19 protein-coding genes are annotated in these 19343 nt (G+C 40.9%); 9 read left to right on the top strand and 10 right to left on the bottom strand.

Going from position 1 to position 19343, the window contains the following annotated elements; translation table 11 throughout:
* Nucleotides 1–25 precede the first annotated feature (25 nt).
* On the top strand, nucleotides 26–433 hold the full coding sequence (tnpA, locus tag D1367_RS24170; protein WP_118168828.1) for an IS200/IS605 family transposase: 408 nt from the start codon (nucleotides 26–28) through the stop codon (nucleotides 431–433).
* Nucleotides 434–525: 92 nt separating this feature from the next.
* Here tnpA and D1367_RS24165 read toward each other — a convergent pair whose 3' ends face one another.
* From D1367_RS24165 to D1367_RS24135, 6 genes are all read right to left on the bottom strand, one after another.
* A complete protein-coding gene (locus tag D1367_RS24165) occupies nucleotides 526–1446 on the bottom strand; it encodes an NF038130 family PEP-CTERM protein (protein ID WP_228674754.1) in 921 nt (306 codons plus the stop codon).
* 482 nt (nucleotides 1447–1928) lie between these two features.
* Nucleotides 1929–3230: an LL-diaminopimelate aminotransferase gene (locus D1367_RS24160; RefSeq protein WP_118171639.1), complete on the bottom strand. Its 1302-nt coding sequence runs from the start codon at nucleotides 3228–3230 to the stop codon at nucleotides 1929–1931.
* A 179-nt stretch (nucleotides 3231–3409) separates the two neighbouring features.
* Complete coding sequence (locus tag D1367_RS24150; RefSeq protein ID WP_118168824.1) at nucleotides 3410–3745, bottom strand: thioredoxin family protein; 336 nt, start codon at nucleotides 3743–3745, stop codon at nucleotides 3410–3412.
* 174 nt (nucleotides 3746–3919) lie between these two features.
* On the bottom strand, nucleotides 3920–4702 hold the full coding sequence (locus D1367_RS24145; protein ID WP_118168822.1) for a PspA/IM30 family protein: 783 nt from the start codon (nucleotides 4700–4702) through the stop codon (nucleotides 3920–3922).
* A 161-nt stretch (nucleotides 4703–4863) separates the two neighbouring features.
* A complete protein-coding gene (locus D1367_RS24140) occupies nucleotides 4864–5613 on the bottom strand; it encodes a PspA/IM30 family protein (protein WP_118168820.1) in 750 nt (249 codons plus the stop codon).
* Between the two features lie 57 nt (nucleotides 5614–5670).
* Complete coding sequence (locus D1367_RS24135) at nucleotides 5671–7008, bottom strand: hypothetical protein (RefSeq protein ID WP_118168818.1); 1338 nt, start codon at nucleotides 7006–7008, stop codon at nucleotides 5671–5673.
* Between the two features lie 244 nt (nucleotides 7009–7252).
* Between D1367_RS24135 and D1367_RS24130 the strand changes: the two genes are divergently transcribed.
* Nucleotides 7253–7792: a DciA family protein gene (locus D1367_RS24130; protein WP_118168816.1), complete on the top strand. Its 540-nt coding sequence runs from the start codon at nucleotides 7253–7255 to the stop codon at nucleotides 7790–7792.
* Between the two features lie 448 nt (nucleotides 7793–8240).
* On the top strand, nucleotides 8241–8552 hold the full coding sequence (locus D1367_RS24125; protein ID WP_118168814.1) for a hypothetical protein: 312 nt from the start codon (nucleotides 8241–8243) through the stop codon (nucleotides 8550–8552).
* Between the two features lie 130 nt (nucleotides 8553–8682).
* Here the strand turns inward: D1367_RS24125 and menB are convergent, their stop codons facing one another.
* A complete protein-coding gene (gene menB / locus D1367_RS24120; protein ID WP_109011247.1) occupies nucleotides 8683–9516 on the bottom strand; it encodes a 1,4-dihydroxy-2-naphthoyl-CoA synthase in 834 nt (277 codons plus the stop codon).
* A 140-nt stretch (nucleotides 9517–9656) separates the two neighbouring features.
* Here menB and D1367_RS24115 point away from each other — a divergent pair, with 140 nt between their 5' ends.
* The 3 genes from D1367_RS24115 (at nucleotide 9657) to D1367_RS24105 (ending at nucleotide 12435) form a co-directional block, all read left to right on the top strand.
* The gene (locus tag D1367_RS24115) at nucleotides 9657–10481 is read left to right on the top strand and encodes a DUF2887 domain-containing protein (protein WP_118168812.1); all 825 of its coding nucleotides are present in this window, start codon (nucleotides 9657–9659) and stop codon (nucleotides 10479–10481) included.
* Between the two features lie 39 nt (nucleotides 10482–10520).
* Entirely contained in the window at nucleotides 10521–10604 is an 84-nt protein-coding gene (locus D1367_RS33375; protein WP_118171638.1) for a DUF4351 domain-containing protein, read from the top strand.
* Nucleotides 10605–10749: 145 nt separating this feature from the next.
* The gene (locus D1367_RS24105; protein WP_118168810.1) at nucleotides 10750–12435 is read left to right on the top strand and encodes an RNA-directed DNA polymerase; all 1686 of its coding nucleotides are present in this window, start codon (nucleotides 10750–10752) and stop codon (nucleotides 12433–12435) included.
* A gap of 209 nt (nucleotides 12436–12644) precedes the next feature.
* On the opposite strand, the gene menD is transcribed toward D1367_RS24105, so the two are convergent.
* Entirely contained in the window at nucleotides 12645–14423 is a 1779-nt protein-coding gene (gene menD, locus D1367_RS24100) for a 2-succinyl-5-enolpyruvyl-6-hydroxy-3-cyclohexene-1-carboxylic-acid synthase (protein WP_118168808.1), read from the bottom strand.
* Nucleotides 14424–14598: 175 nt separating this feature from the next.
* On the opposite strand from menD, the gene folB reads away from it, so the two are divergent.
* From folB to D1367_RS24085, 3 genes are all read left to right on the top strand, one after another.
* The gene (gene folB / locus D1367_RS24095) at nucleotides 14599–14967 is read left to right on the top strand and encodes a dihydroneopterin aldolase (RefSeq protein WP_118168806.1); all 369 of its coding nucleotides are present in this window, start codon (nucleotides 14599–14601) and stop codon (nucleotides 14965–14967) included.
* A gap of 1231 nt (nucleotides 14968–16198) precedes the next feature.
* Nucleotides 16199–17482: a GGDEF domain-containing response regulator gene (locus D1367_RS24090; protein WP_118168804.1), complete on the top strand. Its 1284-nt coding sequence runs from the start codon at nucleotides 16199–16201 to the stop codon at nucleotides 17480–17482.
* Between the two features lie 270 nt (nucleotides 17483–17752).
* Nucleotides 17753–18313 carry a sugar O-acetyltransferase gene (locus tag D1367_RS24085; protein WP_118168802.1) on the top strand — a complete coding sequence of 187 codons (561 nt, stop codon included), beginning with the start codon at nucleotides 17753–17755 and terminating at the stop codon, nucleotides 18311–18313.
* A gap of 3 nt (nucleotides 18314–18316) precedes the next feature.
* Here D1367_RS24085 and D1367_RS24080 read toward each other — a convergent pair whose 3' ends face one another.
* Together D1367_RS24080 and D1367_RS31255 are read right to left on the bottom strand one after the other, a co-directional pair.
* Entirely contained in the window at nucleotides 18317–18697 is a 381-nt protein-coding gene (locus D1367_RS24080) for a calcium-binding protein (protein ID WP_118168800.1), read from the bottom strand.
* A 426-nt stretch (nucleotides 18698–19123) separates the two neighbouring features.
* A complete protein-coding gene (locus D1367_RS31255) occupies nucleotides 19124–19291 on the bottom strand; it encodes a hypothetical protein (protein WP_181984948.1) in 168 nt (55 codons plus the stop codon).
* Nucleotides 19292–19343: the final 52 nt, after the last annotated feature.

The raw sequence follows: 19343 nt of genomic DNA, 5'->3' as shown, positions 1-19343 counted from the left end.
TACAATCGAAGTGTAGGTTAGTCAAGTGGTTGTCAGGAAAGGTTCTCACTCTGTTTTCTCTGTTCACCTGCATTTTGTGTTTGTCACCAAATATCGACGCAAAGCAATAACCGCTCCAATGTTGGAACGGTTGCATGAGGTACTGGCAAATGTTTGCATAAAGACAAAATGCCGATTGATAGAATTTTCAGGAGAATCAGACCATGTTCACCTATTGGTAGATTTCCATCCTGATAATAATTTATCAGCGTTAGTGGGTAGTCTTAAGTCGGCTTCTAGTAGAATTATTCAAAAAGAATTCACGGAACATTTAGCAACTTTCTATAAAAAACCTGTTCTTTGGTCTAGTTCTTATTATGTTGCCTCAACTAGTGGCGCACCAATTGAAAAAGTAAGACAGTACATCAAATCTCAAGAAGTGCCTACAAATTGATTGGGGATTCGTCATACATCTGGTATTTGTTCAAGAAACGCAAGAAAATCAATTCCAGATGCAATCCTCATCCCCCGCTCCCTATCCCCACCTTATGAGTACATTGAAGGTGGGGACTTCCGCGACTCGTTAAATTTGCGTTGGCTAGCAAAAACACCAGCAACACCCAACAGACCAAGCATTACTGATGGTTCTGGGACTGCTGTAGGCAGCTTTTGTGACCAGGTATATTTTCCAGAGTAAGATTCCTTGTCATCGGAAGCTGTAATACCCGTGGCTATTGCATCAAAGCTATAAGCAAAGTAAGTTTGAACATCGTTACCAGTGCCGACAGTTACTTTGGCAATTTCACTCGCTTGTATACTAGTCATTTGAAGTGCTGCTCCTGTAAGCATTCCATCCCAAACTGAGTTGCCTGTGGCGTACCTATTTTGTAGCTTTATATCTAAACGTGGCTTAAGGTCTTTGTGTCCAATTATATCAAGTGTTAATTGACTAGTGCTGGCATCGTATGCAAAAGTGCCAATATTAGGATCTCCAGAACTGGGAAGACCAGTAGATAGCAGAGAACTCAATAAGCCAGCCTTGCTAATTGTTGTGCTTCCAACCGTAACTTTATCCCCGTTCACAGTGATACCGCGAGTACTGTGAGCCTGAAGGAAACCATCAAGCCATTGTGAACCAAATATCTTCCAATCATCTTTTGTAATACTGCTGACCGTGACACTTTTTCCATCTACCGTTGTAGTGAAGCCAACGTTAGAAGTTGGGTTTTCGTCACTAGACCAAAGCTCGACGTTAGAAGTGGGGTCGTTATCTGTCAAAGCTTTGATGGCAGCATCAGTACCACCTTGTGCATCCCCTTTAATAAAAGTAGCACTTGAGCCGCCAGTGTAAGTGTTAATTTCTTTTGTATTATTGAACTCAAAGGATAGAGCGTGTGCTGGGGCAGTTGCAAGAGCGCTTACACCAATAGCCATTGAGGCACCAATTAAAAGTTTCTGAAAAGTCATTTTCATTTTTTCAAGTCTCTATCAGTTTGGAAGTTAAGTTTTAAACTACTGCTGTTTCTAAGCTTGGGCTGTCTTGACTACAGGCTTTTGGCAATACGGCTGCTTAAAACGCGACCTGCATTGTTAGCCATCTTTGGTATCTCAGCGCACAAACCCAGTTTAAGAAACGGGGAGACCTGATTGGGTAAAGTTACTGCCGATTATCAATGAAAAGATGAAGAATATTTTGATATTTTCAAGCGTATAATTACTTATATTATCAAATAAAATAGTTTTTATAAATACAAGATGCTATTTTTGAGTTCAGTACAATACGGTGATTAGTAGGGACGCAAAAATGTGCATTAGTGTCAACTTAAGCCCAAAGTCTTTTCAAGCCTCGTTTCTAGGCAGAGGCTAGAAACGAGGTAATATCTCAAAGCATTCTCGCTTACCGCGTGTTCCATTCGTAGACTTTGCCGCCGTTTAGCTTGAGAAAAAATTTAACGAAGGAACTTAGCCATTCTTTCCACAGCAGTTTCTAACAAAGCTGGCTCATGCACCAAGGCAAAGCGGACATATCCTTCTCCAGATTTACCAAAGCCAGCACCTGGGGAAGCGGCTACACCAGTTTGTTTGACTAGTTGGGTACAAAATTCTATGGAGTTTTGACTCCAAGGTGAGGGCAATTTTGCCCAGATGTACATTGTGGCTTCGGGAGTAGCAACATTCCAGCCAATGCGGTGTAAAGCACTGATGAAAGCATCACGGCGCTGCTTGAAGATGGCGACAGCAGATTTTACCCCAACTTGAGGGCCAGTTAGGGCTGCGATCGCACCATTCAAAATTCCCCGATACTGATTAAAATCAACGGCGGCTTTTACCTGGCGTAAGGCGTTAATTAACTCGGCATTACCGATGGCGTAGCCAATGCGGAAGCCCCCCATATTGTAGGACTTGGAAAGGGTGAAAAATTCAATCGAGACGCTTTTCTCTGGATCGGCTTGGAGAATTGAAGGGACTAGGGATTTTGGACTTCGACTTCTCTCCGAGACGCTACGCGAACGCTCAGTCGAACGATTTTGGACTTCGACTTCGCTCAGTCGAACGATTTTGGATTTTGGATTAGGAGAAGAATCTGTCCAGTTCCCAGTTTCCTGAAATACTAAATCTACGTAGGGGAAATCGTGAACCAGGACGAGATTGTGTTGCTGACAGAAGGCGACAGCTTCTTGGAAGAATGATATTGGTGCGATCGCAGCAGTGGGATTGTGAGGATAACTTAGTACCATCATCCGCGACTGAGCCAAGACTGGGGCAGGAATATCAGCAAACACTGGTAAAAAATCGTTTTCTGCCCGTAGTGGCATCGGGTAGATTTGACCACTGGCTAGGTAGACTCCCCCTGCATGGGAGGGATAACCTGGATCGAGCAACAGGGCAAAATCTCCTGGATTGAGTATTGCTAGGGGTAAATGGGCTGTGCCTTCTTGAGAACCAATTAAAGGTAGTACCTCAGTTTGGGGATCGACTTTGATACCAAATTTTTGTTCGTACCAGTTGGCTGCGGCTTCCCGAAACCCAAGAGTTCCGTTAAACAACAGATAGCCGTGGGTACTGCGATCGCCAAGAGATTGGGCGATCGCCTCAATAACGTGTGCCTCGGCTGGTAAATCAGAAGACCCCAACGACAAATCAATTACCTCTCGTCCAGCTGCCAAAGCGATCGCCTTGGCTCTGTCCATATCAGCAAATACATTAGATTGCAGGGGTTGTAAACGCTTTGCAAATTGCATGTTAGTCATTTGTCCTTTGTCATTTGTCATTTGTCATTTGTCCTTTGTCCAATGACCAATACAACTCTTGGAGAGGCTGCGCCCTAAGCCTAGCTATGCCGCAGGCTTTACGGCAACGCTCAGTACAAGTTACTAATGACCAATGACCAATGACCAATGACCAATGACCAATGACCAATGACTAATGACTAATTACTATTTAAGTGCGTATCTAAGAGTTCGAGTAATTTATCCTTACCGATGACTCCCTCGGTCGATATCAAAACTTCCTGCCCTTGAAATAGTCTCAGAGCTGGTACACCTTCCACTTGATACTGCTTAACAGTGAGTGGGTTGGGGTCAATTTCCATTTTAACGACTTTGAGGCGATCGCTATATTTGGTAGCAGCTGAGTTAATCAGGGGCGACATCAATTGACAAGGGCCACACCAGGAAGCCCAAAAGTAAACTAATACAGGCTGTTCAGCTTTTAACACTTCTGTTTCAAACTCAGCATCAGTTATGGTGATTACAGCCTTACTCATTACAGTCTCCATCAGGTGGCGATCAAAGTTGGCACACACAATACTTTATCCCAAAGTCGTCAATAGTTTATAGTCAATAATTCATAGCTATTAGGAATGTTAACTATTGACTAATGACGTCAAATCCCACACCCAACAGGTGTGGGACTAGCTCAAATAAGTTTTCTACCAATTTTACAATTGATCCAATTGCTTGCGTAGAGAATCCAACTCGGCATCAACTACTTCATTAGATTTAGGATTAGGAGCAGTGGTTTCTTGTTGCGGTGGCAGTTGCGCTTGAGTTACTGGAGTAGCTGGTGGTAACATTTGTGCTTTCAAAGCTGCCAATTCATCATCAACATCGCTACCACCTTCCAACTGGGCAAATTGGGTTTCTAAATCTGCACCTGCTAACTCTCCTAGTGCCTGGGCCCGGGATTCTTGCATCAAGACTTTTTCTTCCATCCGCTCGAAGGCAGACATTGCGCTGCTGGTATTCATCCCACGCACCATGCCTTGAAGTTGCTCTTGGGCTTTGGCAGTGGTGATTCTAGCTTTGAGCATTTCTTTCTTGGTTTTAGCCTCAGAAATCTTGCTTTCCAGCTGGATTAAGTTGCGCTTGAGGGTTTCAACTTGAGTGCTTTGGGTATCCAAACTAGCTTTGAGGGCGGCGCTGGTGTCGGTATAAGTCTTTTTGCGCTCTAGAGCTTGTCGTGCTAGGTTTTCATCACCTTTTTGCAGCGCTAGTTGGGCATTGCGTTGCCACTTATTGATTTCATTTTGGGCATCATTATACTGTTTCTCACTGCGTTTTTGGGAGGCGATCGCCTGGGCTACTCCCTGACGCAGCTGTACCAAGTCTTCCTGCATTTCCAGGATGGCTTGTTCTAGCATTTTTTCGGGGTCTTCGGCTTTGTTAACCAGATCGTTAAGGTTAGAACTAACTACTCGTTTAATGCGATCGAATAATCCCATAACTTTGTTTTTCCTTGTTTGCTTTACGCTTTTTGTTGGACAGTTAGCTTTTTATTTTTTAATAGCTACCTATTTCAATGTAATCTTTCCGGTTTGAATCAGTACCTTCTAACAACTCTTAATTTTTAAGATATCTCCAAAGTGGGGTAATTAGCCGAACTTCAATCCTGAGTTTTAGGTAACTGCTGTTGGGGAGGCTGTATCTTCTGGCTCTCCTGGGTGAGGAGACTGTTGTGCTGTGTGTTTTCTGCCCCGTTTAAAACCTGCACCTTCATCGCTGCCAATTCGGCATCTACATTATTAGTAGATTCCAAGGAAGTAAATTGTGTTTCCAAGTCGTCGCTACCAAGTTGAGCTATTGCTTCTGATTGAGCTTCTATTTGCGAAACTTTTTCTTCCATGCGCTCAAAGGCATTCAGACTGCTGGTGGCAGAAACTCCGCCAAGCATTTCCTGGAGGCGATAAGACGCTTCGGCAGAACGGGCGCGAGCAATATACATATCTTTTTTTGTTTTCGCCTCGGAAATTTTTAACTCTAGCGATCGCATATCCTTTTTTAGCCTAGCGACTATCTCGTTTTGCTGCTCTATCTGGGAAAAGAGGGCTGTAGCGGTTTCTTTATAGGCTTGGCGCTTAGTCAAAGCAACACGAGCTAGAGGTTCGCTGCCTTGTTGCAGGGCCAATTGGGCGCGGCGATACCATTCTTCTGTTTGAGACTGGGCGGCTATTGCCTGCCGTTCGGTGCGTTTTTGGGTAGCGATCGCTTGTGCTACACCAGAACGCAACCGCACCAAATTTTCCTGCATTTCTAGGACAGTTTGCTCCAGAATCTTTTCTGGATCTTCTGCACCACCGATCAAACTATTGAGATTAGCTCGAATCACCCGCAGGATACGCTTGATTAATTCCATGTCGGCTCTCCATTCACGAAACCCAATAATATTTAAGGTATCGTAGATTTTTGCAACTTATGGCTGCTGAACCCGTGCCTTGATTCCCCTTGCCTGTAACAATTCCAGATGTTGTTGTACTTGCTCTTTAGTCTTAAAAGCACCCAAATAAACTAATTCTTTGTTGGGTGATAGATAAGCATCGGGAATTACTTGCCGTGCTGAGGCTAAAGCTGCGTCTTTATTATCTATAACTACATGATAGAACCCATCTGTTGATGGTTTCATTTCTGCATCCGGCTTGGGTGAGGTATTTACCGTTGAAGTGGGAGGCAAATTCAGGGGAGGCAAGGGCTGTACTGTCGGTACTGGTGCTACAAGCGGATTTGTCGGTTTTAGGGCTGTGTTGGGGTCAAGCAATGGCGCTTGAGGATTTGCTCTTTTTTCGGGAACGACTGGATTAGGCACTACTGCGAGGGTTGGTTGGACTTTGGGTTTTAAGCCAACTACATCATTGGCGTCTCTCACCTCAGGAAATTCTTCAGCAGCTAGATTGGGATACTTGGGTATAGATGTGCTTGGTGGCTGGATCTGAGGTTGGACAGTACTTCCGACTTCCTGAGTATTTTCTGGTGCGGGAGACGAGTTCCCATTAAACAACTTGCCTAAATTCCATTGTGGTAAGCTTTTGGGATTGAACACTACATAACCCAAGGTAAGACTCGCTACCAATAGCAGCAACATCGAACCGATACCCAAAGGTGATAGTAGACTATCGCTAGAATTACTTGGTTTCTTGGTTTCTGGTTGTTCTTCTGTTAGACTTCGCAGCAGTGCTTCACTAGATTCCAAATAGTCATCTGGGTGCTTAGGGGTGTCATCTGTCTGCAAGAGATTTTGGCTCTTAGTATCCTTAACTATTGCTGGCACGATGCTGCTACTAAAGTTGGGCGGCGGCGGCGGAAGGTGAGTTTGTGTAGCAGAATCTGAGGTGGAGGGCACATTGAGATTATTTAGTTCTTCAATTTTTGCCATAGCTGACGCTGGGTTCTTTTGAGGATTCACAGCTAGAGAAGATGTCGGTGGTATATCAATTTTTGCCGTAGCTGGCGCTGGGGTTCCCTGATGATTCACGGGTACAGATGCAGGCGGCAGGTTCGTTTTAATTTCCGTTACTGATGACTGAGTTGTGCCCAATCTTGTAGGGATGGCAGTTAACGGCTGGGGTTGACTGCTCATGTAACTTGCAACACGGTGCTGCTTTGATGCCACCAAACCAGTTCGGGTGCGTCGGTATCGAGCTAACTCTTGATCTAGCGGCACTTCTAAACTCGCTAGCGCTGCTGCTAGTGCTGGTTTCAACCCAGGTGTTTTAGACGATTGAGTACCGGAATCATTCAGGGGGTTTTGAGTCATTGCCTCTGTACCTCAAACGTAAATTGCTGGAATTAACTTTAGATATATTTGTGACAATAGTAGCGAAAATTATTTAAATAGATAGATTGGGAATTGGGCATGGGGCATTGGGCAGTTATCAGTTGTCAGTTATCAGTTAAGAAAATCGTCTGTGATAACTGTTCACTGATAACTGTTCACTGATTTGAGTCTCCCTCATCTCCCCCACTCCCCACTCCCCACTCCCCACTCAGCACTTTGAATGATGTCGTTGAAATCAATTAATGATATTTTAGGCATTCTAGAAAAGCAGGCTAAATGGCAAGAGCAACCATTTCAACGCCTGCTCAAGTTTTGGCCAGAAGTTGTTGGGCCAGTGGTTGCCGCAAATACTCGACCATTGTCGATTCAGCGAGATGTTTTGTCGGTAGCAACTTCTAGTGCTGCTTGGGCGCAAAACCTGACTTTTGGTCGCTCGTCTCTGCTTTTAAAGTTGAATAAAAACTTACCAACACCTCTGGTTGATATTCGCTTCTCTACTGCTAACTGGAAGAATCCATCGGTGGAGAGAAAACAGCAACAAACGGTTTCGCCCCATGAGCATCCCAGTTATCTTGGTGATGAGATTAGCCACCCTGATGTTACACCCACCAAGGATGTAAATGCTGCTTTTGGAAATTGGACGAAGATTATGCGATCGCGATCGCATGGCTTACCCCTTTGTCCCCAGTGTCAATCTCCCACCCCACCCGGCGAACTCCAGCGCTGGGAAGTCTGTTCTGTCTGTGCTGCTAAACAGTTTTAAATTGAAAGCAAAATAGTTTAGCGATTATTCTTTGAGCAGAATTTATCCTCTACTAACTTGCTGCTTTACATAAAATATATTTTTGATCCTTGAGAAAAAATATATTTTACTGCTAAAGTATGCCTAACGTGGTATAAAAAGCAGACTATTTATCTGAAATTATATGCCTTAAGCTATCCTTAAGGAGGAACTTAAAAGGCTAGATAAATCAAAAGCTTTGGTTTTAGTCTTGATCCCTAATAATTTTTAGCCAAAATCCATAGGCAACCACTCTAGGCATTATTGAAAAATATAACAAGAATATAAAAATATCCTAAAGTTTATTTTTTCGTCGGGATCGCTGAAAGCTATAGAAAATAATGACTTTTTGGCTTTTCTCTATCTTTATATATAGAAGCAGAATATAAGGATGAAATTCAGCCGGAAACGGCACTAAAGATGAATCCAAATGAAACCCATTAAATTTTTAGCATCTGCCTGTAAATATTGCCGTCATTACCAGCCAGAGGGTCGCCGTGGTGGAACGTGTCAGCAATTGGGAGCGCCAGTTCAAGCAACTTGGAAGGCTTGCTCTTTGGCGCTTCCACCTTTTGCACCTTCTTGGGAAACCTTGGAAGATGCTTGGGGTTTACCAGATGCAGCTCCAGTTTTAACATCTTGTCAATCTTTAGCCTCAGATTTAGGCAATGCTGTTGCCCCTGTAGAAGAAATAGCTGCCTCTATATCTGAACAGGTAAAGGCTAAAGCAGTCGTTATTTAGTCATTCATTATTACTGAACTGATTTTGTAGTTTGCTTAAGATAAGATTTTTTTTTAAATTTTTAGTGCTGTAAAAGTTGATATCTACAAAAATCGCACCTCGATAAAGGGTGCGATTTTTGCAATTAATTTTAAGGTAACCAAGGAAAAGAGCGAAAATCTGGTGGGCGCTTTTCGAGAAAGGCTTGTTTGCCCTCAGACCCTTCTTCTGTCATGTAATAAAGTAGGGTGGCATTACCAGCAAGTTCTTGTAAACCAGCTTGTCCATCACAATCAGCGTTAAAGGCGGCTTTGAGACACCGAATTGCGATCGGACTTTTTTCTAAAATCTCCTGTGCCCATTGAATACCTTCTGCTTCTAGTTGTTCCACTGGGACGACACAATTAATTAAGCCCATTTCTAGCGCTTGTTGTGCATCATATTGACGGCAGAGAAACCAAATTTCTCTAGCTTTTTTTTGTCCGACAACGCGGGCGAGATAGCTAGCTCCAAAACCACCGTCGAAACTGCCGACTTTCGGGCCAGTCTGTCCGAAAATGGCGTTATCGGCGGCAATGGTAAGGTCGCAAATCAAGTGTAGGACATGTCCACCACCGATCGCATATCCAGCTACTAAAGCAATCACCACTTTCGGCATGGAACGAATCAGGCGTTGTAAGTCCAGGACATTCAAGCGAGGGATACCAGTATCATCCACATAACCTGCATGTCCCCGCACACTTTGATCGCCACCAGAACAGAAGGCATATTTACCATCAGTATGTGGCCCATAGCCAGTAAATAGGACGACACCAATAGTAGTATCTTCACGAGCATTACAGAAAGCGTCGTACAGTTCAAAAACTGTTTCAGGACGGAAAGCATTGCGTTTATGAGGACGGTTGATGGTGATTTTTGCAATGCCATCAGTTTTTTGATACAGAATATCTTCGTAGGTTTTGGCAGTTTGCCAGTTAATTTGCATTGGTATGGAGTGCGCTGTTGCTTCAAGAATTTTATCGCGGACGTAGGGACATGCGATACCTACGGTGGGCTACGCCTACGCTAAAATTGCTGTCTCAAGCCTTTACAATTTGGTAATTGTCTGGGTCTTGAGGAATAAAAATGCGACGTGACACCATTTTCTACAAATTATTTAAGCAATTTCCCGGTTTGCTGTTTGAATTAGTAGATGAACCACCGCCAGAAGCCCAAAACTACCAGTTTGAATCGGTTGAGGTGAAAGAAACGGCGTTTCGGATTGATGGAGTATTTTTACCTCCGGCGAATGCAGTTTCCAAAACCGTCTTTTTTGCTGAAGTCCAGTTTCAAAAGGATGAAGACCTGTATCACCGCTTCTTTAGCGAATTGTTTTTGTTTCTCTACCGCAACTCTATTCGTTACGATGACTGGTTTGGGGTCATAATTTTTGCTTCTCGCAGTCTGGAACCTTCTTCTTCTTCGATTCACCGCGCTTTGTTAGAAAGTGGTCAAATCAAGCGGGTTTATCTGGATGAGTTGGGGGATTTGCGAGAACAACCTTTGGGATTGGGTTTGATGTTGCTGACAAATGTTACTTCTGAAACTGAAGCAGTGGAAGGGGCGCGGTTTTTGTTGGAGCAAGCACAGCAACAATCGGAGCAAGCGATAATTGATTTAATCACGACGATTATTTTCTACAAGTTTTCTAAGCTTAGTCGAGAGGAGATTGCAACGATGTTGGGACTGAATTTGGAAGAACCACGGGCGATTCGGGAAGCGAAGGAAGAAGGAGAAAGAAAGGTCATTTTACGACAGTTAAACCGACTTGTGGGTGCAATTCCTGATGCGCTTCTGTCTCAGATTCAAGGGTTATCGGTGGAACAGTTGGAAGCTTTAGGTGATGCTTTACTGGATTTCTCTACTCTTGCTGATTTGGAAAGGTGGTTACAACATCAACAAAGCGGGTAAGTTTCACGTAGGGGAGAAGGGCGATCGCTCCTCCTCCGACTGTTAAAACGACTATTTGATAAAATTGCTGAGGAACTTTTAGCCAAAATTCAGGCATTATCGCTGGAACAGTTGGAAGCTTGAGCTTTGGCGATGTAAAGATTTTGTAACTATAAAGAAAGAGTTTCAGCCTCTAAGAGCCTTAGCTTTTTATTCCTATCTCTAGTTAATAATGCTGTAATTTATGTGCTATAACATACTTTTATTTAAGATTTAAAACTATAGTGCAATGATACAAACCAATTCTCCTCTTATTCAAACCGAAGATTTTATCAGAAGCGGTTTCTTTCCTAAAGAGTTAGTGCCAGCATTTACAACAGAAGGACTTGCAACTAATTTAGATAAAATTAATAGCATTGTTCAAGAAACACCAAAAAAGTCTTCTAGTAAATGCTCTTATTATTCATTTCCTAAAAGTAAATACTCCCGCCGTAATTTAGCAATTCCAAATCCTTTCCATCAAATTATTTTATGTAATACATTATCTGATAATTGGCAAGAGGTGAGGGAATCTATTGAAACTTCTTTTCTATATAAACCATTATTATTTTGCTGTAAGAAAAGAAGTGAACATTCCTCAGATACAGAATCTTTTCCAGGCATGGAATCTTCTCTTAGTAGTGATTCAACTCTTGAACGGGCTGTATCTGCCAATTACAAAGATTTGCTAGATTGGCGGGTTATTCATTCAGTAGGTTATTCTTATTGTCTTCACGCTGACATTTCAAGGTTTTATTCTACTATTTATACTCATAGTATTCCGTGGGCTATTCATGGAAAAGATATCTCTAAAATCAATAGAAGTGAGTCTCTAATAGGAAACAAAATTGATCGTTGCGTTCGTAATACACAAGATCAACAGACCTTAGGTATTCCTATTGGAACTGATTCATCATTGATCATAGCAGAAATTATTGGTTCTGCCATCGATAAAAAACTTAAACAAGTAATACCTTTTATTTTTGATGGATTTCGTTATATGGATGATTATTATTTATATTTCAACTCTCTTTCAGATGCAGAGTTTGCACTTTCTCAAATACACAAAATCCTTCAAGAGTTTGAATTAGAAAATAATTCCGAAAAAACTTTTATTGTTGAACTTCCCGAATCTATTGAGCCAATTTGGGTGTCAGAGATGAGAAGATATCCTATTAGTGATGGAAATATAGTAGAACAGCATAGTGATATCATAACTTACTTCAGTAAAGTATTTGAATATTCAAAGTTATTTCCAGAGGACTTTGTAATTAAATATGCTCTTCGCAAAATCAGTAAAACTTGTATACAACCTGATAATTGGAATCTCTATGAATCATTCATATTACAATCAATTATGGTTGCACCCAATGCATTAGTTGTAGCCACAGAAATACTACTTAGCTATTCGATGTTAGGATATAAATTAAATAAAGAAAAAATATCTTTTACAATTAATTCGCTAATTTGTAAACATAGTAATCTAAATCATAGTCATGAGGTTTCATGGGCATTATGGTTAAGTAAGACACTAAATATACCAATTGAAGGAAAAACAGTTCAAGCAATTTCTGACTTAGAGGATTCTGTTGTAGCTATTGTTGCTTTAGATTTATATCAAAATTATGATGTTATTAAAGATAAAGTAGATTTTAAAAAATGGCAAAGTATAGTAAGACATGATCTAACTGACAAGAATTTATATTCTAAAAACTGGCTTTTATGTTATGAGGCAAATATCAAAGGATATTTTCCCAAAATCGACCAGAATTATATTGCAGAAGACGCTTTTTTTTATGCTTTAAAAGATAATAATGTCAGTTTCTACGATAATACGAAGCAAGTTCAAAACTTAATACAATACATCATTAATCCCTATGATTTTGATGATGAAATTAATCCTATAACAGATGATAGTAGTTGGATGCTTTACTAAATAATCAATATTTATTATTTGAAAACTTAAAACTGATGCTCCCTATTCAGCACTGTTTATTGATTTTTGCTTAAAGCCATGATCAAGTAATACTGGTGAACAGCATTATTATTGGAAAAAATTATGGTAAAGCATCTTTAAGTTTGATACCATAAACGGTTCTTACTTTTTACCTAAATGCTATATTTTAGCAAAATCCATTGGGTTAATTAAATTATAAAATCTGCGGCAAACTGCCGTAAATTCTCCTGTCGCCAGTTAGCGTCTGTCTTTCGATTTGTCCGCAACTCTAAAACCCGCATACCCGTGGTTGTTAGTGGGTTTAATCTTTGCTGCAAATGCTCCCAAGAAGTAATCAATTCATGCGGCACATTATAAGTAGCGCACAACTGAGCAAAATCAATATCCTGGGGAGTGCCAAAAAACTCTTCAAATGGCGGATCAAATTTGGCAATGGGTAACATTTCAAAAATGCCACCGCCATTGTTATTGATTAACACAATCGTCAAATGTCCGACAAATTTATTGCGGATTAAAAAACCATTTGTGTCATGCAACAACGCTAAATCTCCCGTTAACATCACACTACTTTGCTGACGATGGGCAATTCCTAAAGCTGTGGATAATGTGCCATCAATGCCATTTGCACCCCGGTTAAAATGCGATCGCACTCCTAAATTATTCGGTTTCCAGAAATATTCCACATCCCGCACAGGCATACTATTGGCAATAAATAGAGGCGTTCCCGGCGGTAAAATCTGAGAAATTAACCAAGCTGCTTTACTCTCAATGATTTCATCTATTTTCCCCATCGTCTCATCAACAGCTAACCTGACTTTCGTTTCCACATCACACCATTGCTGCAAATAGTCTGAGGAGAAGGATAAATTTATCTCCTCTGCTTTTATATCTTCTACAGATATCCGTAAATGCGTCGTCCTCCCATGCAAAGGATCGAGGTTTTGGTCGCTCTTGTCAATTACCCAGCGTCGCGGTTGGGTTGCATCTATCCAGCTACGCAATTCTTTACTTGTAGGCATTTCACCCACTTGAATAACCATTTCGGGCGCTAACTGCTTTGCTAGTTGCTGATTTCGCAAAATCAGGTCATAAGTGGAAATTAAATAAGGGTTGAGTTCGGCATAATTTCTGACTGGGGAAAGTCCCTCAGCTAGCACAGGCCATTTGAGAGTTTGGGAAAGGTGCGCGATCGCTCTACAATATTCCTGTGGTTGCGACGGTTGGGCAACACCTGCGATGATGATACCGCGATCGCATTCTTTCCATTGTTGGGGAATAGGCAATGGGGAACTTGTACTGAGCGCAGTCGAAGTATGGGGAATAGAGAATGGGTTTGCTATTCCTGCGAAAAAGTCTTCTGGATGAAACTGTGATTGTAAATAACTCAAGTCAATTCCATCAGGAAGAGGCGCTAAAGGATCGCGAAAGGGAATATTCAAATGTACTGGCCCCTTTGCAGGAGTTTGCGCCCTTTCCCAGCTATGAATTACCGTTTGTCGCAGATAAGCTAGCATTCCCAGATCAGCAGAGGGTAAGGCTAACTCTGTTTGCCAATTTGGGTAGTTTCCATATAATCTCAATTGATCTACAGTTTGCCCAGAGTGACAATCTCGCAATTCTGGGGGTCTATCGGTGGTTAATATCAACAGTGGAACGCCACTATATGAGGCTTCAATGACTGCTGAATAAAAATTTGCTCCTGCTGTACCAGAAGTGCAAACTAGTACTACAGGGCGACTGGTTGCTTTAGCTTGTCCCAAAGCAAAAAAGGCGGCGGAACGTTCATCGAGAATGGAAATCGCTTCAATATCGGGTGCTTGTTGAGCAAAGGCGATCGCTAAGGGTGTAGAGCGCGATCCCGGACAAATAATAGCACAAGTCAATCCCAACCGCTTTAGCGTCTCTGTTAAAATATAAGCCCAAAGTTGATTAACATTTTTATAAGCGATCGGCATTAAATCAAACATACTATAAAACAATCTTAAATTTTAGATTTTATCTAGGGATCAATTTAAAATCCATCTGGGATTTGACAAATGCAAAGATGGAACCCAACATCGCCACGCGAGTTTGTGGTCAGGAAAATCCCCAAGCAAACTTGCTCAAGTTTCTACAAAATGCACAATTTGCTCTCAAACATTTATGGACTGCATTCATTTAACGGGAATTCGCTGCTATGGCTACACTGGGTATCTACCAGAAGAACAGGTGCTAGGACAATGGTTTGAGGTAGATGTGAGGTTATGGTTGGATATCTCCACAGCGGCCAAGACTGACGCGATCGAAGACACTTTAGATTATCGCAGCGTCATTAGCTTGATACAACATCTGCTGAAAACGTCTAAATTTGCTTTAATAGAGAAATTGGTAACAACGATCGCAGATTCTATTCTCCAAGAGTGCGATCGGGTAACAAAAGTCCAAGTCATTCTGAGCAAACCTGCTGCACCTATTCCAGACTTTGGTGGCAAAATTAGCATTGAACTGACTAAAAGTAAGCCCAATCTCTAAAGCACAGAAGGTGTTCTTTTCTCAATATCTATTCTTGAGGACTAAATACACCCAAAAATCTTTATAGCGGTTCTCGTTTACGTGAGGTACACCCGTAGGGGCACGGCACTGCCGTGCCCTTACACCTCGCGATATAATCTTGTACCGCATCTGCATGGGAACTGTAGTCTACTTCAGTAGACTTTAGCTATTAACCAAAGAACTTTAGTTCCAGGCGGCTGAGTCAAGCCGAAAGTTTTGCTATTTCTAGTTTAAATGGACACCAATGCACAGATGTGCGCCTCTACGAGTATATACGTTTATCTGTGGTTAAGCTGTTACGCAAATAACATTGTACATTTACCTGATGACTGTTGACCGTTGACTGATGACTGATGACTGATGACCGTCAACTGTCAATCGTCAACTGATATCTTGCAGCATTCTCGATTAGCACCATCGCCCGCCCAGAAATAAATTTCTGGGCTGACAGCTAAAGTCCACTAAGCGTGGACTTTAGCTATTAGCCTCAGAATTCATTCTGAGGCGGTTGTTGGGACTGGTGCAAGATTTCACTCAACCGTTAACAATTATAAAGAATGTTTATATAATTTAGACGCATATCAGCTTAATTATTTTTTCTGTACCCTTTCTGTGCGGTAACTGCTATAAATAGTTATAAATAATACCATTTCACTCACCATTGAAAATTTCACACAGTTTATGACGGGAATTTAGACCCCGACTGAGACAAAACTCTTTGTAGACAAAGCGGTATTAAACTTTTTAATTCCAGATAATGATTAATTTTTAGTAATATTATAGTGAGTGGATACCATTATATTAAATAAAACACACCATATTATTTTCACTTACATAGAAGTCCTATATTGTGATTGAATGAATTTTTATTCATTGATTAATTTTTACATCAATACTATACTTGATATTTATTTTCTTAAGAAAAATTATTACATATTTCTGAAAATCATTTTTTGATTGCTAGTAATTACATGGTAATTTATATTATGGTTAATAACTTGATATTAACCGTATAGAATAATCAGAATTAGCTTTGACAAGTACAGAAATTATTGGAGGTTAATAACATGATGTTATTGGCTGGTGACTCAGTATTTATATCAAGCAAGAAGACAGAATAGTTAGAAATTGTTTATGATAAAATAATGAACTTTATATGATTTGATACTCAGAACAAAAATCTGAACCTTAGAAAACAGGTTATTGTAATATGTTCGCCCGCAAAATCCTAGTTGTTGAGGATGAAAAAATCCTAGCCTCAAATATTAGAAATAGTTTACAGAAATTAGGCTATTCAGTTTCAGAAATAACTAAGTCTGGTGAAGAGGTAATAAAAAAGGTAGCAGAAACTCATCCGCACTTAGTATTAATTGATAGCTGCCTAGTTGGAGAAATTAACGGTGTACATGTAGCAGATATTATTCAGAATGATTTCCATGTGCCTGTAGTATATTTAACAGATTGTTCTGAATATAAAACAGTGCCAAAAAATCAGAGAAATGAGCCTTTTAGTTACATAGTCAAACCATTTATTGAAAGTGATTTACATTTGGCAATTGAAATGGCTCTGTACAAACATCAGATCAAAAAGATATTATACGAAGAAAAACAGAGGCTGATGGCAATTATTAACAGCATGGGTTGTGCAGTGATTGTGACTTATGCAAATGGTTGTATTCAGATGATGAATCCCAGAGCAGAACTAATCACTGGCTGGAAGGAAAGTGAAGCGTTTGGAAAAGATTTAGTAGAAGTTGTTAATTTAGTTGACAAAGATGTAGGAGAAAGAATTGAAAATTTAGCGACAGATGTAATCGAAGCAGGTGAAGTTTTAAATTTCCCAGAAAACTGTACACTGATTACCAAAGATGGCAAAGAAATATCCATTGGTGATAATGTTGCACCCATCCGCGATCAAAATGGCAATATTACTGGCGCGGTTTTAGTTTTTCAAGACATCACCAAACGCAAGCAGACAGAGGCGCAATTGATGCGTAATGCGTTTTATGATGGGCTGACAGAATTACCGAATCGGGTTTTATTTTTAGATCGGCTCAGACAAACAATTGAACGTAGCAAACGCAGAAACGATTATTATTTTGCAGTTTTATTTTTAGATTTAGATGGCTTCAAGGAGATTAACGATCGCTTTGGGCATGGAATAGGGGATGATTTTTTAGTAGCGATCGCTAGACGTTTAGAGTCGTGCTTACGCGGTGGCGATACTGTAGCACGATTTGGTGGCGATGAATTTACATTACTTTTGGAGGATATTAAAGATATTACCGACGCTACCAATGTTGCTAAACGGATTCAAGACTCCTTACGATTGCCAGTTAACCTGAATGGATATCAGTTATCTACTACAGCTAGCATTGGTATTACTTGGAATTTTAGTAATTATGAGGAGCCTGCAACTCTACTACGGGATGCTGATATTGCTATGTACCGAGCTAAAAGGCAGGGAAAGGCTACTTATGCCATATTTAGTTAATTACTAGTGCTCTGTCTCATTAATTCTGATTGATTAGTTTGTTACCAAAACCCTGTAAAGACGCGAAATTTCGCGTCTCTACAACCCCGCAAAATTAATGGGACAGACTACTAGTACAGCGCGGCATAAATAACCGACCCATTCAAAATCAATGAAACGCTTACATTGTATTGATTTTGACTTTTGACTTTTGACTTTTGACTTCCGCCTTGCGGTACTAGCCGCTACTAAGGTGTATCCTAGACAATCGAGAAGCTACATAAGTTGGTCATGGAAAAAACCGAAAAACAGAAAATGCTTGCAGGCGAATTATATCTGGCGGAAGATCCAGAATTGGCTGCCGAAAGTAAGCGAGCTAGTCGTCTGTTGCGAAGTTACAATTCTACAACCGAAGAACAGCAAGAGCAACGGCAGCAAATTTTGCAAGAATTATTTGGAAGGATCGGTGACAAAGTATTAATTGTGCCACCTTTCCACTGTGACTATGGCAGTAATATTTTTGCTGGCGACAGATTGTATATGAACTATGGCTGTGTAATTTTAGACTGCAATACAGTTCATATTGGTGAAAATGTCTTGTGCGCTCCTTATGTGCAAATTTATACTGCTTATCACCCGACGGATCCAGAAATTCGTCTTTCTGGGAGAGAATTAGCTGCCCCAATTAACATTGGTAATAATGTCTGGATTGGTGGCGGTGCAATTATTTGTCCAGGTGTAACCATTGGTGATAACACAACCATTGGTGCTGGCAGTGTAGTTGTCAAAGATATACCTGAGAATGTTGTCGCTGCTGGCAATCCCTGCCGCGTCATTCGATATTTATCTTAAAATTTAAAATTTATATCCTCTAGCAACCCAATAGAGCCAGTCTGCGATCGCTTCTTCAGTTTCGCTATCAGCATCAATTGCTATTATTTCAGATAACTTTGCAGAATATACATCATCATCTTTACCATTAATGTAAGCCACTTCTACAAGCATATCTTTTAAGCACTCATCATCTGGGGCCATTCCCAGCACTTCCACTGGTTTCTCCTCGGTAGAACCTGATTTGCGTCCCTTCTTAGTCCATTTAGCCATAAAGGGAAAATTCAGAGTCTCTTCGAGGTAATAGTACCAACCCATTGCCCGATCTTCTTTATCTTCAGCATCTACAATAATCTCTGTTTTAATGCGATGCTCTCGGTTTTCGTCGGCTTCAACACTAGGCATAAGATAACGCTCTACGTATAATGCATTTTGATAATATTACCAAAGTCTTGGCTAAGAATAATTTTTCTAAAATATATAAGTATGTAGGACTTAGGCATCAGAGATACCCCAACACCCTTAAAAAGGCGGCTTTTAGGGTTCTTTCCTTTTTAGGAGGGATCTGGTTTCAGTTTTCAGTGCGTAAGTCCTGCTATATCTAAGTTATACAAAAAACCGCTTGTCATTGACAAACGGTTTTCTAGTTATTGCCCTCAAAGGGTATAGCAATTCACGAAAATCCTGATACATATAGATTTCTCGTAGGGGCAAGGCGCAATGCCCGTAGGTGTCAACTTAAGCCCAAACCCTTTTAAAACTCTCGTTTCCAGCCTAGAGGCTGGAAATGCTATTCTATTGGGCTGCTGCCGCAAGTCTTGAGGCGGAGCCTCAAGGACGGGCATTCCCAGCCAGAGGCTGGGAACGAGGCAATCTCTCAAAGCTTTGTTTTCGTTCAGAATTCAATTCTGTTAGGGGATAGCTAAGGTTTAGCCCATTCTGGCGACTGACTCCTGAATTCTGTTTGTTAAGGGACTTCCAAGTAAAAAAATATTCCATTGCTATTGTTCACTGTTGACCGTTGATGGTTCACGAGTTTTCAGTCAACAGT

Origin of the sequence: Nostoc sphaeroides (genome assembly GCF_003443655.1) — a bacterium.
Lineage (GTDB): Bacteria > Cyanobacteriota > Cyanobacteriia > Cyanobacteriales > Nostocaceae > Nostoc > Nostoc sphaeroides.
This window is presented reverse-complemented; position numbering and strand designations above follow the sequence as displayed.

Bases quoted from the DNA above. Each gene is read 5' to 3' on its own strand.
- D1367_RS24165 (WP_228674754.1), bottom strand. From the start codon at position 1,446: ATGACTTTTCAGAAACTTTTAATTGGTGCCTCAATGGCTATTGGTGTA.
- D1367_RS24160 (WP_118171639.1), bottom strand. From the start codon at position 3,230: ATGACTAACATGCAATTTGCAAAGCGTTTACAACCCCTGCAATCTAAT.
- D1367_RS24150 (WP_118168824.1), bottom strand. From the start codon at position 3,745: ATGAGTAAGGCTGTAATCACCATAACTGATGCTGAGTTTGAAACAGAA.
- D1367_RS24145 (WP_118168822.1), bottom strand. From the start codon at position 4,702: ATGGGATTATTCGATCGCATTAAACGAGTAGTTAGTTCTAACCTTAAC.
- D1367_RS24140 (WP_118168820.1), bottom strand. From the start codon at position 5,613: ATGGAATTAATCAAGCGTATCCTGCGGGTGATTCGAGCTAATCTCAAT.
- D1367_RS24135 (WP_118168818.1), bottom strand. From the start codon at position 7,008: ATGACTCAAAACCCCCTGAATGATTCCGGTACTCAATCGTCTAAAACA.
- D1367_RS24130 (WP_118168816.1), top strand. From the start codon at position 7,253: ATGTCGTTGAAATCAATTAATGATATTTTAGGCATTCTAGAAAAGCAG.
- D1367_RS24125 (WP_118168814.1), top strand. From the start codon at position 8,241: ATGAAACCCATTAAATTTTTAGCATCTGCCTGTAAATATTGCCGTCAT.
- menB (WP_109011247.1), bottom strand. From the start codon at position 9,516: ATGCAAATTAACTGGCAAACTGCCAAAACCTACGAAGATATTCTGTAT.
- D1367_RS24115 (WP_118168812.1), top strand. From the start codon at position 9,657: ATGCGACGTGACACCATTTTCTACAAATTATTTAAGCAATTTCCCGGT.
- D1367_RS24105 (WP_118168810.1), top strand. From the start codon at position 10,750: ATGATACAAACCAATTCTCCTCTTATTCAAACCGAAGATTTTATCAGA.
- menD (WP_118168808.1), bottom strand. From the start codon at position 14,423: ATGTTTGATTTAATGCCGATCGCTTATAAAAATGTTAATCAACTTTGG.
- folB (WP_118168806.1), top strand. From the start codon at position 14,599: ATGGACTGCATTCATTTAACGGGAATTCGCTGCTATGGCTACACTGGG.
- D1367_RS24090 (WP_118168804.1), top strand. From the start codon at position 16,199: ATGTTCGCCCGCAAAATCCTAGTTGTTGAGGATGAAAAAATCCTAGCC.
- D1367_RS24085 (WP_118168802.1), top strand. From the start codon at position 17,753: ATGGAAAAAACCGAAAAACAGAAAATGCTTGCAGGCGAATTATATCTG.
- D1367_RS24080 (WP_118168800.1), bottom strand. From the start codon at position 18,697: ATGCCTAGTGTTGAAGCCGACGAAAACCGAGAGCATCGCATTAAAACA.
- D1367_RS31255 (WP_181984948.1), bottom strand. From the start codon at position 19,291: ATGGAATATTTTTTTACTTGGAAGTCCCTTAACAAACAGAATTCAGGA.